Source organism: Acetobacter sp. DsW_54, from assembly GCF_002153575.1.
Taxonomy (GTDB): domain Bacteria; phylum Pseudomonadota; class Alphaproteobacteria; order Acetobacterales; family Acetobacteraceae; genus Acetobacter; species Acetobacter fabarum.
This window is the reverse complement of the sequence record NZ_JOPD01000012.1, coordinates 101,684-115,834: the sequence shown is the minus strand read 5'-3', so window position 1 is coordinate 115,834 and position 14,151 is coordinate 101,684. Positions and strand designations below refer to the sequence as shown.

12 protein-coding genes, 1 other RNA gene and 1 pseudogene are annotated in these 14,151 nt (G+C 59.6%); 6 read left to right on the top strand and 8 right to left on the bottom strand.

The features are described 5' to 3' along the window. Positions 1–131 precede the first annotated feature (131 nt). From uvrB to HK20_RS06890, 3 genes are all read left to right on the top strand, one after another. Positions 132–2,423, top strand: a complete 2,292-nt coding sequence (uvrB, locus tag HK20_RS06900) for an excinuclease ABC subunit UvrB (protein ID WP_198943889.1) — start codon at positions 132–134, stop codon at positions 2,421–2,423. 78 nt (positions 2,424–2,501) lie between these two features. Further along, the gene (locus tag HK20_RS06895; RefSeq protein WP_086646347.1) at positions 2,502–3,161 is read left to right on the top strand and encodes a 2OG-Fe(II) oxygenase; all 660 of its coding nucleotides are present in this window, start codon (positions 2,502–2,504) and stop codon (positions 3,159–3,161) included. Between the two features lie 42 nt (positions 3,162–3,203). Next, a complete protein-coding gene (locus HK20_RS06890) occupies positions 3,204–5,945 on the top strand; it encodes a pitrilysin family protein (protein WP_086646346.1) in 2,742 nt (913 codons plus the stop codon). Positions 5,946–6,022: 77 nt separating this feature from the next. Here HK20_RS06890 and HK20_RS06885 read toward each other — a convergent pair whose 3' ends face one another. The 3 genes from HK20_RS06885 to HK20_RS06875 all read right to left on the bottom strand — a co-directional run bounded on the left by HK20_RS06885 (position 6,023) and on the right by HK20_RS06875 (position 9,285). Further along, on the bottom strand, positions 6,023–6,979 hold the full coding sequence (locus HK20_RS06885; RefSeq protein ID WP_233129119.1) for a transporter: 957 nt from the start codon (positions 6,977–6,979) through the stop codon (positions 6,023–6,025). Between the two features lie 521 nt (positions 6,980–7,500). Then, on the bottom strand, positions 7,501–8,580 hold the full coding sequence (dinB, locus tag HK20_RS06880; protein WP_086646345.1) for a DNA polymerase IV: 1,080 nt from the start codon (positions 8,578–8,580) through the stop codon (positions 7,501–7,503). Between the two features lie 105 nt (positions 8,581–8,685). Then, complete coding sequence (locus HK20_RS06875; RefSeq protein ID WP_086646344.1) at positions 8,686–9,285, bottom strand: hypothetical protein; 600 nt, start codon at positions 9,283–9,285, stop codon at positions 8,686–8,688. Between the two features lie 164 nt (positions 9,286–9,449). Between HK20_RS06875 and HK20_RS06870 the strand changes: the two genes are divergently transcribed. The 3 genes from HK20_RS06870 to HK20_RS06860 are packed head-to-tail and all read left to right on the top strand — an operon-like array spanning position 9,450 to position 11,802. After that, complete coding sequence (locus tag HK20_RS06870) at positions 9,450–10,523, top strand: quinone-dependent dihydroorotate dehydrogenase (protein WP_086646343.1); 1,074 nt, start codon at positions 9,450–9,452, stop codon at positions 10,521–10,523. Next, on the top strand, positions 10,520–11,395 hold the full coding sequence (locus HK20_RS06865) for a TIGR01459 family HAD-type hydrolase (protein ID WP_086646342.1): 876 nt from the start codon (positions 10,520–10,522) through the stop codon (positions 11,393–11,395). Before HK20_RS06870 ends, HK20_RS06865 begins: the two co-directional genes overlap by 4 nt. Before the next feature lie 5 nt (positions 11,396–11,400). Beyond that, positions 11,401–11,802 carry an NUDIX domain-containing protein gene (locus HK20_RS06860; RefSeq protein ID WP_233129112.1) on the top strand — a complete coding sequence of 134 codons (402 nt, stop codon included), beginning with the start codon at positions 11,401–11,403 and terminating at the stop codon, positions 11,800–11,802. Between the two features lie 72 nt (positions 11,803–11,874). On the opposite strand, the gene HK20_RS06855 is transcribed toward HK20_RS06860, so the two are convergent. The 5 genes and pseudogenes from HK20_RS06855 to HK20_RS06835 all read right to left on the bottom strand — a co-directional run bounded on the left by HK20_RS06855 (position 11,875) and on the right by HK20_RS06835 (position 14,098). Beyond that, the gene (locus HK20_RS06855; RefSeq protein WP_086646340.1) at positions 11,875–12,690 is read right to left on the bottom strand and encodes a TIGR00282 family metallophosphoesterase; all 816 of its coding nucleotides are present in this window, start codon (positions 12,688–12,690) and stop codon (positions 11,875–11,877) included. A gap of 33 nt (positions 12,691–12,723) precedes the next feature. Continuing rightward, positions 12,724–13,308 (bottom strand): 5-formyltetrahydrofolate cyclo-ligase, encoded by a 585-nt coding sequence (locus HK20_RS06850; protein WP_086646339.1) that lies wholly within the window; start codon positions 13,306–13,308, stop codon positions 12,724–12,726. Then, positions 13,295–13,450, bottom strand: a non-coding RNA gene (gene ssrS / locus HK20_RS06845) — 6S RNA. Before ssrS ends, HK20_RS06850 begins: the two co-directional genes overlap by 14 nt. Positions 13,451–13,609: 159 nt before the next feature. Further along, a pseudogene (locus HK20_RS06840) lies at positions 13,610–13,798 on the bottom strand (cell division protein ZapA); the annotation flags it as partial. 3 nt (positions 13,799–13,801) lie between these two features. Then, entirely contained in the window at positions 13,802–14,098 is a 297-nt protein-coding gene (locus tag HK20_RS06835; protein ID WP_086646338.1) for a hypothetical protein, read from the bottom strand. Positions 14,099–14,151 lie beyond the last annotated feature (53 nt).

Below are 14,151 nucleotides of genomic sequence, written 5' to 3'. Positions count from 1 at the left end.
GTGGGGGTACAGGTGCTGCCATGCAGGGGAGGGGGCATCTCTCCCTCTCCTGCATGGGGGATTGTGGAATTGTGCGGGGTCGTTGCCGCTGCTCTCTTGCATAGGGGAGCAGAGTTGCCCATCTTGTGGGCATGGGTGCTTCATCTTCTTCCGCCGCGCCGCCCGCGCGTGGCAAAAAACGGGCTTCTCTGAGCGAGCGGGCAGCAAGCCTGCCGCCTGTTACGTTTGTGCCGGAGCAACAGCCCGCCCGCCCGCGTTTGCGCCGGATGGAGGTTGTCTCCGAATATGAACCGGCAGGAGACCAGCCACAGGCGATCAAGGAGCTTGTCGCGGGGGTGGAAGGGCAGGAGCGCGATCAGGTTCTGCTCGGGGTTACCGGCTCGGGTAAAACCTTCAGTATGGCTAAGGTGATCGAGGCCACCCAGAAGCCCACCCTTATTCTGGCACCCAACAAAACACTGGCCGCGCAGCTTTATGGGGAGATGAAGCAGTTCTTCCCCAACAATGCCGTGGAGTATTTTGTCAGCTATTACGACTACTATCAGCCCGAAGCCTATGTGCCGCGTTCTGATACATATATTGAAAAAGACAGCCAGATTAACGAGCAGATTGACCGTATGCGGCATGCCGCCACGCAGGCGCTGCTTGAGCGTAATGATGTGATTATTGTTGCCTCTGTCTCGTGCATTTACGGTATTGGCTCGGTCGAGACTTACTCCCGCATGGTGGTCAAGCTGGAGTTGGGGGGCGAGATTGACCGCGACAAGCTGATCAAAAGTCTGGTGGAACTGCAATACCGCCGGAACGATGCAGCCTTTGCGCGCGGGGCGTTCCGTGTGCGGGGGGAAAGTGTGGATATTTTCCCTGTCCAGAACGAAGACAGGGCCTGGCGCGTCTCCCTTTTTGGCGATGAAGTGGACGGCATTATAGAGTTTGACCCGCTGACAGGTGATAAAACGGCTGATTTGCAGGAAATTACCATTTACGCCAACAGCCATTACGTTACGCCACGGCCCACGCTTAATCAGGCCATAAAAGGCATAAAGCACGAACTGCGCACCCGGCTGGATGAGTTTACCCATGCAGGTAAACTGCTGGAGGCCGAAAGACTGGACCAGCGCACTACGTTTGATCTGGAAATGCTGGAAACAACAGGTGTGTGCAAGGGAATTGAGAATTACTCACGCTACCTCTCCGGGCGCAAACCGGGCGATCCCCCGCCAACCCTGTTTGAATACCTGCCAGAAGATGCCTTGCTGATTGTGGATGAAAGCCACGTGACCGTGCCCCAGATTGGCGGCATGGAGCGTGGAGACTTTGCCCGTAAATCCATTTTGTCAGACTTCGGGTTTCGGCTTCCGTCCTGTCTGGATAACCGGCCGCTTAATTTTGCGGAGTGGGACAAGTTCCGCCCCCAGACCATTTTTGTCAGCGCCACACCCGGCCCGTGGGAAATGGAGCGCACAGGCGGTGTGTTTGCAGAGCAGGTTATTCGCCCCACGGGCCTGATCGACCCTGTAACGGTGATCCGCCCTGTGGAACATCAGGTGGACGACCTGCTGGCCGAGTGCCGCGAGACCATAGCCAAGGGCAGCCGCGTGCTGGTAACCACCCTGACCAAGCGCATGGCCGAAGACCTGACCGATTACATGAACGAAGCCGGTATTCGGGTGCGTTACCTTCATTCCGATGTGGATACGCTGGAGCGGATCGAAATTATCCGTGACCTGCGTATGGGCGCGTTTGATGTGCTGATCGGCATTAACCTTCTGCGCGAAGGGCTGGATATTCCCGAATGTGCGCTTGTGGCCATTCTGGATGCGGATAAAGAAGGCTTTTTGCGCTCGCGCACATCGCTCATCCAGACCATAGGCCGTGCTGCGCGTAACGTGGATGGGCGCGTGCTGCTGTATGCCGATAAAATGACCGACTCCCTGACCTACGCGGTGGAAGAAACCGCGCGCCGCAGGGAAAAGCAGATGGCGTGGAACGCAGAGCACGGCATTACACCCCAGAGTGTGCGCAAGCATATTGGGGATATTGTAGGCTCCGTGTTCGAACAGGATTACGTGACCGTCGCCCCGGATGAAGATAGCGGGGTGGCCGAGTTTGTGGGGCAGGATCTGAGTGCCACCATTGCCGGGCTGGAAAAGCGGATGCGCGATGCCGCAGCCGAGCTGGAGTTTGAAACAGCAGGCCGCCTGCGTGATGAAATTAAAAGGCTGGAAGCCTTGCAACTCGGGCTGGACGTGCCGCCCCCTCCGGCCCCAAAGGCCGGGGCCGGGGCCGGGGCCGGGGCCGGGGCCGGGGCCGGGGCCGGGCGCAAGGGCGCTGGCAAAGGGCAGGTCCCGCGTCCCTTGGGGCCGGGTGGCGGGGGGTATGAGCCAAAACCCGGAAAGGGCCGCAGTAAACGGCGCTCGTAACGGCTGGCTCTTGTTTATGCCGCGCAACCCTTCTACCGTTTCGGCGGTTAACAGGTTCACTTTTGCGGACAACAGGGTATGACCACGTCAGAATCCACCATCCGGCCCGATTATGCGGCACTAACGCAGGCTCCTGTCTGCGCAGAGCCATTTACACATATTATGGTGCCGCACTTTATTCGTCAGGATGACTTGCCCAGACTATTCGCCAGTCTGCCTGCCATTCATTCGGGTGGGTCTTTCCCTCCACAATCACTTAAGCTTGCCCCGCTGGTGCAGGCACTGGTGCGCGAGATGGAAGGCCCGGAACTGCGCCGGATCATTGCCCAAAAGCTGAACCTTGACCTGGATACAGCACCTTCCATGCTGACCATTCGTGGCCGCACGCGGGAAAAGGATGGCCGCATCCACACGGACTCTTTGGCCAAGCGCGTAACCATTCTGCTTTACCTGAACCCTACAGGCCCGCATTGGGAAAAGCAGGAAGGTTGCCTGCGCCTGTTGCGTGGCCCGCATGATATTGAGGACTACGCAAAGGAAGTGCAGCCTGTGGATGGCACACTGCTCATCTTCCCCAACGGGCCGACAACATGGCACGGGCACAAGAAGTTTGTGGGGTCGCGCTATACCATTCAGCTCAATTACATGACCGAGGATGCCAAAGCCCGCTCCGAGCTGCGGCGGCACAAGCTGTCTGCTCTCGCCAAAAAACTGCCTTTGCCTGCCATGGGGTACTAGGCATTTTTCCTTTGCCGTTTTCCACAGGACACAGGATTTTTCATGATTTTCCGTAAAATGACCATCTCCCGCGCGCGGGGTGCCGCACTTGTTGCCGGGCTGGCCCTGTGTGGCAGTGCGCTCTCGCCCGTTGGTGCCTTTGCGCAGGCGGCAGCGCCTTCCATGCCATCGGAACTGGTGCCGCCTTCGCTCAGCAGTGCGCAGGTCGTGCGGGCAACCCTGCCCAATGGCTTGCGGGTTGTGATCGTGCCCAACAAGCTGGCACCGGTGGTCACAACGGAAATCAACTATCTGGTTGGATCGGCAGAGGTGCCAAAGGGTTTTCCCGGTACGGCGCATGCGCTGGAACATATGATGTTCCGTGGCAGCAAGGGGCTGGACAAGGACCAGCTCGCGGCCGTGGGTACACGCCTTGGTGGCAGCTATAATGCAGACACGACCGAGGACGTTACCCAGTATTTTTACACTGCTCAGGCACGTGACCTGCCGGTGCTGCTCAGGATTGAAGCCCTGCGCATGAACGGGCTGACCCTGTCCGAAGCAGACTGGAACAAGGAGCGGGGTGCTATTGAGCAGGAAGTCTCGCGCGACCTGTCCAGCCCCGCCTACCGTTACCTTGAACAGCTGCAGGCCATTTTGTTCGCGGGCACACCGTACGAGCATGATGCGCTGGGCACGCGCCCGTCGTTTGATAAAACAAAAGCCGCTGACCTGCGCGCATTTTACGAAAAATGGTACGCGCCCAACAATGCCATTCTGGTTATTGTGGGGGATGTAAACCCGGTTACCGCCCTGCAACAGGTAGAAGATGCGTTTGGCGGTGTTCCACGTAAAACATTACCTGCACGGCACAAGGTTTCTCCCGTGCCACCACCGGCCAAAACGCTTACGCTGGCAACGGATTACCCCATAGGGTTTGCAACACTTGCCTTCCCCATGCCGGGTTCTTCCGCTGCGGATTATGCTACGGCGGATATTCTGTCCGATGTGCTGGCCAGCCAGCGTGGGGCACTGTACGACCTTGTGCCACAGGGCAAGGCGCTGTTTGCCGGGTTTGAATACGCCCCCAAAAAGGAAGCAGGGTTTGGGCTTGCTCTGGCAGCGTTCCCCAAAGGGGGGGATGCGGCAAAAGCCATGGCGGATATGCGGGGTGTGCTGGAGGCTATTCGCAAGAATGGCGTTCCGGCTGATCTGGTGGAAGCCGCCAAACGGCGCGAGATTGCCCAAATGCAGTTTGCTGCCAATTCGGTCAGCGGGCTGGCCTCCACCTGGTCCACGGCGCTGGCTTTTCAGGGGCTGGACGCACCGGGGGATCTGGTTGCCGCGTATCAGGCTGTAACGCCAGAGGCGGTGAACAAACTGGCTGCCACCCTGCTTAACCCGGCCCATGCGGTTTCTGCCGTACTCACGCCGGAAAGTTCGGGTAATCCTGTGTCGGGCAAAGGGTTTGGCGGGGCTGAGTCCTTTGCGTCTTCCCCCGATAAGCCGGTCAAATTGCCGGATTGGGCAGAAAAAGCCCTGCTCAAGCTGGACAAGCCTGAACCCACACCCCAGCCTTATGTGAGCACCCTGTCCAACGGGATCAAGCTGATCGTCTGGCCGGCCCATGTCAGCCATACCATTCAGCTCAGCGGGCAGGTCCGGCAGACACCCTCCCTCCAGCAGCCCGCAGGGCAGGATGGAGTGAATGACGTTACCGAAGCCCTGTTCTCCTACGGGACCACGCAGTATGACCGGCTGGCTTTCCAGAAAGCGCTGGACGATATTCCTGCATGGGAAAGTGCGGGGAGCAGCTTCTCCCTTCAGGTTCTGACACCCGATTTTGCAAAAGGTGTTGCCCTGCTGGCTGATAATGAGCTGCACCCGGCTTTTGCAGACAAGGATTTTCAGGTTGTGCGCCAGCAGACGGCACAGGCACAGGCAGGGGAACTGCTCTCGCCTGACCATCTGTTCAACCGGGCCATAAAAATGGCTGTGCTGCCGCCCAAAGACCCCACTTTGCGCGAAGCCACACCGCAATCCATCATGAGTGTGACGCGTGATGACGTGCAGACCTATTACAAAAAAGTCTGGCGGCCAGACAGAACAACCATTGTTGTGACCGGGGATGTAACCCCGGAAAAAGCACAGGCTGTGCTGGAACAGGCGTTCGGGGGCTGGAAAGCCGATGGCCCCGCACCCGATATTGACCTGCCAGCCGTGCCCCTAAGCAAGGCATCCCACGCACAGGTGCCAGATAAGAGCAGTGTGCAGGACGAAGTGGTTCTGGCCGAAACACTGGGCCTGACTGCGGCTCAGCCCGACCACTTTATGCTCCAGTTGGGGAATGAGGTGCTGGGGGGCGGTCTGTTCTCCTCCCGCCTGTACCGGGACCTGCGTGTTAAAACCGGGTATGTTTACACAGTGGGGAGCGCGTTCGAGTGGGGGCGTACCCGTGGCCTGTACACGGTCAATTACGGCGCAGACCCCGATAAGGTCGGCAAGGCACAGGCCGCTGCGGTGCGGGACATCAAGGCCATGCAGTCGGCCCCTCCTTCGGATGATGAACTGGCTCTGGCCAAGGCGTCACTTCTGCGGAGTATTCCTCTGGCCCGCGCCAGTCTGGACCGGATTGCAGCGCAGTACCTGCATCTGACCGATCTGGGTCTGCCGCTGGATAATGCGGACCGCGGGGCACTGGCCTACTACAATGCAACCGGCGCAGATGTGCAGGCCGCATTCCGCCAGTGGATCCGCCCGGATGATCTGGCATCCATTGTTAAGGGGCCTGATCCGTCTTTGTAAAAGACGTAGAATATACAGGTGTTTTATGCAGGCGGCGGAAAGTTCTCTTTCCGCCGTTCTGTTTTTTGCATTAGGTGTTAGAAGACACTGTTAAACGCAACCTGGGGTGATACGTCCAAACCCGTGTTGTGGCCGGCAAAGTAAGTGGACATACCTGCAATAACCCCAAAGCGGGGGGACCAGTTATACTCAATGGCAGGAGCAATCTGCCAGTCACCGGAGGACTGGGCTATGGTATCAACCTTTTTGCCTGTGGCGGTTGTGCCCCGTAAATGGGAGCCGTTGGACCAGTCCCGCGCCAGATCAAGGGCCAGAACCCACTTCTGGTTAATGCCGAATTCGAGCGAAAAACCACTCTCGCCATACATGCCCGGCTGTGCCCGGCCTTTAAAACCTGCTGATGTGCCATAGCTGGTTACGTCATGCAGGTGTGCGGTTGTGACCGCACGCCGGAAGGTGCTCCATACCCGCAACCGTAGCTCATGCTGGCCGGGCAGGGTGTAGGTGGATTGTTCTGTTAACGCCAGACGAAAAGTGTAGGTGCCAGCGCCCACACCATCCTGCACGCGGCCCAGCCTGTTATAATCCCCCGTAGGCATGGCCATGCCTGCAAAAACGCTCAGGGCGGGTATGTAGCGTTTGGGGTCTGCATCCACATAACGCCACATCAGGTCCACCGGCAGGTCACCAAACTTTAAACCGCTGCTGGTGTTGTCACCTTTTTTCCAGCGATACTCGATAACGGGGGTCAGCTGGATACTGATCGCATCCGTAATTGCGTATTTATACAGCGTAAAATTACTAACGGCCTTTTGCCTTGGGTGCATGGGCTGGCTCACACCATTGCTGTTAAACTGCCCAACCGGCTGGCTGTAGGTCATGTACGGTTCCCACGCGATCATGCCTTTTTTGGTCATGGCCCCGGAGGGGGAGACAAGGGAGCCAGTGTACCACTGCGGTTTTGCCTCCTGCTCACTTTGGGTCTGTGTGGTGGTGCTGTTTGCATCGGCTGCCCAAGTGGGCGTGGCGGCCATGGCAAGGGCTGGCACGCCAAGCGTGGCAGGTAAACGCCAGTGCATGGAGCCATACAGGCAGGTGCGGGCAAAAAACCGCTTGGCCTGCTGTATCAGCAATGTGCTCATGGGGGCGTCTGCTGTGCCGTTCCTGCCCGGCAAGTCTGCGGGTGCTGGTCCAGTTTTGTGCCCACATGGGCGCTTGTGTGCGGGTTTGACTGCGCCAGTGGGTACGACGTTGGAAAACGGGGAGGGGGGCGCAGTCATTCAGCCAACCTTACAGAGACACTGTTTTGTAATGGAACTGTATCGGTTGCCCTGAATTATCGCGGGTGTAAAGATGCTTACGGGATCAAAATTAGTGTATCTGCTGGGTATCGGGTTTTGTCGTTTGCCCTGTAGTCTTTGCGTATCCGCAATTTTTGGCGGGTTTTCCTTGTGATGAAGGAATGTTGACTTTCAACACATTTTGAAATCAAAACATTTTCTGTGTTGTACTGGATGTGGTCAATCTGGTAGCGGATTATGCTGCACGTGTTGCCTTATGGCAGCAGGGAAAGCTGGCGGTCTGCCGCAGGCTGCCCCGCTACACTCAGCCCGGCAAGCGATATGCCCAAAAGCCGGACGGGCTTGGCAAGGGGGAGCAGGGGGGCTAGCAGCCGGCTCCCGGCGTCTCGCAAGGCGGTTTCGTTCTGGATGGGATGGGGGAAGGACTGGCTGCGCGTCAGTTGAGTAAAATCCGAATGGCGGAGTTTGAGTGTGACCGTGCGCCCGCTGATCTTGCGCTTTAGGCAGCCTGCCCAGACCAGCGTTACAAGTTTGTCCATGGCCTGTTCCAGTTCGGGGGCAGCATGCAGGTCCTGTAAAAAAGTTGTTTCTTTTCCAAGGGATTTTCTTGGTCTGTTGGGTTCAACCGGTCGGTTGTCCACGCCGCGGGCAATGCCATGGTAAAATGTGGCAGCCTTGCCAAAATGGTGTTTGAGAATATCCAGTGCACAGGCGCGCAGGTCTGCCCCGGTATGAATACCCAGACCGTTCATGCGTCGGGCCGTGGCCGGGCCGATGCCGTGGAAGGTGCCAACCGGCAGCGGTGCTACAAAAGCCTCCCCCATGCCCGGTGGAATAACAAACAGGCCGTTGGGTTTGCGGTAGTCCGATGCCAGCTTGGCCAGAAACTTGTTGTAGGAAACCCCGGCAGAGGCGGTTAGCCCGGTCTGTTCAAAAATGCTGGCCCGGATTTCCTCCGCAATGGCGGTGGCGGAGGCACGGCGGAGTAATGGCTGGGTGATGTCCAGATAAGCCTCATCCAGAGAGAGCGGCTGAACAAGGGATGTATAGCGTGAAAAAATGGCGTGAATCTGGGCCGATACAGCCCTGTAGGCATCAAACCTTGGAGGAACAAAAACCAGTTCGGGGCATTTGCGCCGCGCAATAAGGGAGGGCATGGCAGAGCGCACGCCAAATTTGCGGGCTTCGTAGCTGGCGGCGGCCACAACGCCACGTTCCTGACAATGGCCTACGGCAACCGGTCGCCCTTTGAGGGCCGGGTTGTCGCGTTGTTCGACTGACGCATAAAATGCATCCATGTCGATGTGGATAATGCGGCGTATGGGCGTAGGCATGGCCCGGCCACTATGGCATGAACCGCACCAAAATGGAACAGAAAGAGAACGCGCCTTGCGGGCTCATTCCTGCGCAGTGCTCAAGCTGTGGTGTGCCCGGTAGGCTTAACCGGGGTTGTGTTGCGCAAAATTGCGGCGTGGTGGCGCATAACGCCACGAATGGGCGATGCTCATATCCAGATCATGCCACCGTGCGACCGAAAGGGCTGCGGTGGCAGGGTAGGCGGCACGGCTCATGCGCGGCATGGCTACGGGCTGCTGCAAAGGGCGCGCCGCATGGTGGGAGAGCCAGTAGCCCGCGCCCGCAAGGCATGCGCCCAGAGTGGTCAGGGCCGCCACCATGCGCTGGCGCAGGCGCGCAAAGGGGAGCAGGGGGCTCAACAGGGCCTGCATGTCCGTTTCCCGCTCATTCTGTGCGGCTTCGGTGGCGAGGAGCAGATTATACTCGGTTTCGGTTACGGCCAGTGTGCTGCCTGCGCAAATATCCAGTGCGGGCATTTCATGCGCGGCCATGTCGGTTAGCGCATCCTGAAAAGCTTGGGAGACAGCCATAAACTCCTGCCGGAAGCAGGGCAGGAACAGGCTGCCCGATGCACCCGGTGCTGCCCCGCAGGGGGGAGGGGCGCCAGCAAGGCGGCGGATGGTCCACAGGGTCAGCCGTTCACTTGCGGCAAGGTCGGTAAGGTACACAGGTGTATGCTGCATGGCGTGATCCGGAGGCAACGCCTCCCTCCCTAGCTATCGGTCATGGAGGATCATTAAATGAGAATCACTCTTAGTTGCAAGTAAAACTTTGGGCAATAATCGTGTGGTCGCGGGGCTGGTTTTTTCTCTTTCCTTAGGGGGCAGCTTGGGGCAGTACAAAGGGCATGTCAGTGCTAGCATCCCTCTCCCTGCCGCTTGTGCGCAAACTTGACCCCGAAAAAGCGCATGAGCTTGCCATAGATGCCCTTACGCTGGGCATTTCCGTTCCCTTCAAGCGCCCCGAGGATGACCCGGCCCTTGCCACGCGCGCGCTGGGTATGCGTTTTTCCAACCCCATTGGCATAGCCGCCGGGTTTGACAAGAACGCCCGCGTGCTGCGCCCGCTCGCCCGTTTGGGTTTCGGGTTTGTTGAGGCCGGGACCGTGACCCCCCGCCCGCAGCCGGGCAACCCCAAGCCGCGCCTGTTCCGGCTGGAAGAGGACCGGGCGGTTATCAACCGCATGGGGTTCAATAATCAGGGAATAGACCGTTTTGCCGTGCGCCTTGCCCGCCTGACCCGGCCGCTGCCATCTGGCAGGGCAGGGGGAGCCGGTGTGCCGGTGGGGGCCAATATTGGCATCAACAAAACCGGTGCGGACCCCGAGCGGGACTACCCGGCCCTTGTGGCGCGGGTCAAACCGTATGTGAACTACATTGTGCTCAATGTCTCTTCCCCCAATACGCCGGGTTTGCGCGGGTTGCAGGATGCGGCAAGGCTCAAGGGGATTCTGGACGCCATTGCAGCGCGCCACCCCGAACGCCCGCCCCTGCTGGTCAAGCTGGCCCCGGATCTGGAAGACGATGCCCTTGCTCCTATTGTGGAAGCCGCAATTCAGGGCGGTGTGCAGGGGTTGATCATCAACAACACCACACTGGCCCGCCCCGATAGCCTGCGTAGCCCGCACAAGGGCGAATCCGGTGGGCTTTCCGGCCGACCGCTGGCTGCCCGCTCGACCCAGATGCTGCGGCTTGTTGCCAATATTGCCGCTGGCCGTCTGGCTCTTGTTTCCTGCGGGGGGATCGAGAGCGGGCAGGATATTCTGGACCGTATCCGCCTTGGGGCCGATCTGGTGCAGGTTTACACGGCCTTTGCCTATGAAGGGCCAGCCCTTATTGCCCGCCTCAAGCGGGAGATGCTTCAGATCATGCGCGCACAAGGCATAGAAACACTGGATGATGTGCGTGGGGTGGACCTGTGAGCACTACCACAGACTGGTCACTCCCCCAGATTGCCGGGCTGGAAGCGCTGGCTGATCGGTATGATGGCTACATCATAGACCTGTGGGGCACCGTGCATGATGGCGTAAACCCTTATCCCGGCGCTCTGGAATGCCTGCGTGCACTCCATAATGCGGGCAAACGGGTTGTCATGCTCTCCAACGCGCCCCGGCCTGCTGCGGTAATCGCCACCCAGCTGGAAGGGTTTGGCGTGGACCGCACCCTTTACAACGGGGTCATGACCAGTGGGCAGGAAACCCACCGCCAGATGAAGGAGAAGGCAGACCCATGGTTTGCCCGCCTTGGCCACAAGGTGCTCCATATTGGCGGTGTGCATGATCTGGGGCTGTACGAAGGGCTGAACATCCAGCGCGTAACAGACGTGGAACAGGCCGATTTTGTGATGAACACAGGGCCGGATCTGGAGCGGGGCGTTGCAACGCTGGACCCCTACCTGCCCGAACTGCGTGCCTGCCTTGCCCGCAACCTGCCCATGATCTGCGCCAACCCCGACAAGGTGGTGGTCAAAGGGGGTAACCGGCAGATCTGTGCTGGTGCTCTGGCTGCGTTTTATGCCGAACAGGGCGGGGATGTCCGCTGGATTGGCAAGCCATACCCCGGTGTGTACCAGCCCGTGTTTGATATGCTGGACGTGCCCCGCACACGTATTCTGGCCATTGGGGATGCGTTGGGAACAGACATCAGGGGGGCTGCCGCCGTGGGGGTGGACAGCCTGTGGATTCTGGGCGGCATTCATCAGGAAATGGTGGGCAATGACATGGCTCTGGCCACGGCCGAGGCTCAGGCGGCTGGTCTGCGGCCAACGGCTGCGGTGCACAGGTTGGTGTGGTAACACTCGTGCAGCCAGCGGTTGGGTGTGGCGCGTTTATTCTGCGTGATGGCTGCCTGCTGCTGATCCGGCGGGTCAAGGCGCCAGAGGCCGGGTGCTGGGGTTTACCCGGTGGCAAGGTGGATCTGTTCGAAACCGCAGCGCAGGCCGCCATGCGTGAAGTGCGCGAAGAAGTGGGGCTGGAACTGCAACCCGGTCCCCTTTTGTGCGTGGTGGACCAGATTGACCGTGCCGCAGGCACGCATTGGGTGGCCCCGGTTTACAGGACAGGTCCAGTGCAGGGTGAACCCCAGCTATGCGAGCCCCATAAACATGATGGTCTGGGGTGGTTTGCCCTGAATGCCCTGCCACATCCGTTAACCACAGCCACACAGGTTGCCGTGCAGGCATTTAACGCGCAGGCGGAATAGGCGCCTTGCCACCAGCCCGCCGTATGGTGTGGTGGGCTGGTGGGTTTGCCTGTGGCGGATGTTCTTGGCGGTTCAGAAATCCGGCAGGGTCTGGGCCAGTAGTCCCCCCTGCCGCAAGGGGGCAAGGCGGCGGGCCAGACCGGTTGCATCGTCCGTTTCCACCATAATGCCGCAGATCGTGGCCTCACCCTCGGAGGGTTGGAGCCGCTCGCCGGGCATTTTGCGCACAAAGCGGGCAACGGCGGGTTCCTTGGTCATGCCGATCACGCTGTTATAGTCCCCGCACATGCCGGCATCGGTCTGGAAGGCAGTGCCAGCGGCCAGAATACGGTGGTCTGCTGTGGGGGTGTGGGTATGGGTGCCCACAACAAGGGACACCCTGCCATCGAGCATATGGCCAAAGGCCCATTTTTCGCTTGTGGCTTCGGCATGAATATCCACCACAATGGCATGTACCGTGGCCCCCATGCGGTGCTTGCCCAGCAATTCGTTGGTGCAGCGGAAGGGGTCGTCCAGCGGGTCCATGAACAGCCGCCCCATTACATTGACCACCAGCGCCTTGCGGCCATCGGCCAGCGCCACCACCACACTCCCTTGCCCCGGCGTTGCCGGCGGGTAGTTGAGCGGGCGGATAATGCGGGGCTCGCCATCAATATGGCCGATCAGGTCGCGGCGGTCCCATGCGTGGTTGCCAAGAGTAATCACATCCACGCCGCTTTGCAGCAGGGTTGTGGCAATGGCGGGGGACAGGCCAAAGCCGTGGCTTGCGTTTTCCGCATTGACCACCACAAGGTCCAGCCCCAGTTGTGTGCGCAGGCCACTCAGGCGGGAAAGAACGCCATCACGCCCGGTGCGGCCGACAATATCGCCCAAAAACAGAATTCTCACGCGTGGGTCTTTCGCACTGTGCAGGGGTGTGGGTTAGCCAAAACGAATAACCTCCTTTTCGGTTACAATACAGTTCAGGGGCTGGTCATGGGGGCCACGGGGGAGGTGTGCCACCTCCTGTGTGGAGGGAGCATAGCCTATGCTGGCGGCATGGGGCAGGGCAGCCAGTGTGCGGTCGTAATAACCGCCGCCGTAACCCAGCCGGTTGCCGCTGCGGTCAAACCCCAGCAGGGGGACCAGCACAAGGGCAGGCTCCATAATCGGGCCATCGGGGTGGTGTGTGCCAAAGCGGCCCGCCAGCATGGTGGATTCGGGCTGCCACTGGCGAAAAACCAGTGGGGAACCCCGCGCGGGTGTCTGGGGGAGTACAACGGTTTTACCCGTTTGCGCCAGAGCGTGGCAGAGCGGCCGCAGGTCCACCTCATGCGGGAGCGGCCACACGCAGGCAATGGGGCCGGTGCTTGCGCGCAGTAACGGCTCCAGCCGGTGGATAATCCCCCAATCCCGCGCGTAATCGCGCGCACGCATGGCGGCAAGGCATTCAACCCGCAGGGTTTTTTTGCGCTGCGCAATGTCAGGCGGGTCATTGCAGGGGGGGGGAATGTGCGGAGCCACCATGGACCGTGGGTCTTTCAACCTCCAGGACCTGCTAGTGCAGGTGGGCGCCGGGTAATGTGACCAAGGCCACAACAGAGCCAGCTCCCTAGGAAGTGCTTATCGGCCCAGGGGATGACTTGCCTCACGCGTCGGGCAGCCCCGCATCTTCTATGTAGGCGCGCTCCATCTCCGCTGCAAGAGATTCCGCAGTATCGGCCAGATCAGCCAGCCGGGTGTTGGTCAGGGCCAGTTCCGCCCGCAGGCGTTCTGCGTCCAGGGCCGCCAGTGCTGTGCTCTCTGGCACGCGGCTGCCTGACAGGTCTTGAATTTCGTCCGCCATTAGTAGTGCAGCCAGTACCAGCACGCGGGTTTCACCGCTAAATCCCAGATTGCGGACCTGCTGTACACGGCGTTCAACCTGATGCGCCATGGCCTGAACGTGGCGTTCCTGCCCGTTTTCGCACCCGACTGTATAGCTGTGGCCGTTGATATTGACCGAAACAAGCGCCATGGGTCAGTTCCCTTCCTCATGCCGGGGCAGGAGCGGGTCTTGGCCGGGTGTGGCCTGGCCCGTCTGGTCCAGAATGTCCCGCACGCGCATGATCAGCGCATCTATGTTGGCCAGCAGTTCCTGCCGGTCGGTTTCCGGTCGGTTCTGTTTTGCCTGCTGTTGCTTATCAAGAGCAAAGGAAATGCGCTGCAACGCACGGTCCAGCCGGGTAATGGACTCTTCCGCAGGTCTTGCGCGGGTGTGTATGCTGGCATAGCTGTTGCCTTGGGGTGAGTGCGGCTCCACGTCTTGATCCTGCATTCCTTTTCCCTTCTCTTGGGGTAAGGAATCACCTGCAAAAGCGATTGCGTCAA

Coding starts and splice junctions, on each gene's coding strand:
- HK20_RS06835 (WP_086646338.1), bottom strand. CDS start 14,098: ATGCAGGATCAAGACGTGGAGCCGCACTCACCCCAAGGCAACAGCTAT.
- HK20_RS06885 (WP_233129119.1), bottom strand. CDS start 6,979: ATGGCCGCCACGCCCACTTGGGCAGCCGATGCAAACAGCACCACCACA.
- HK20_RS06870 (WP_086646343.1), top strand. CDS start 9,450: ATGTCAGTGCTAGCATCCCTCTCCCTGCCGCTTGTGCGCAAACTTGAC.
- dinB (WP_086646345.1), bottom strand. CDS start 8,580: ATGCCTACGCCCATACGCCGCATTATCCACATCGACATGGATGCATTT.
- HK20_RS06875 (WP_086646344.1), bottom strand. CDS start 9,285: ATGCAGCATACACCTGTGTACCTTACCGACCTTGCCGCAAGTGAACGG.
- uvrB (WP_198943889.1), top strand. CDS start 132: ATGGGTGCTTCATCTTCTTCCGCCGCGCCGCCCGCGCGTGGCAAAAAA.
- HK20_RS06850 (WP_086646339.1), bottom strand. CDS start 13,308: ATGGTGGCTCCGCACATTCCCCCCCCCTGCAATGACCCGCCTGACATT.
- HK20_RS06890 (WP_086646346.1), top strand. CDS start 3,204: ATGATTTTCCGTAAAATGACCATCTCCCGCGCGCGGGGTGCCGCACTT.
- HK20_RS06895 (WP_086646347.1), top strand. CDS start 2,502: ATGACCACGTCAGAATCCACCATCCGGCCCGATTATGCGGCACTAACG.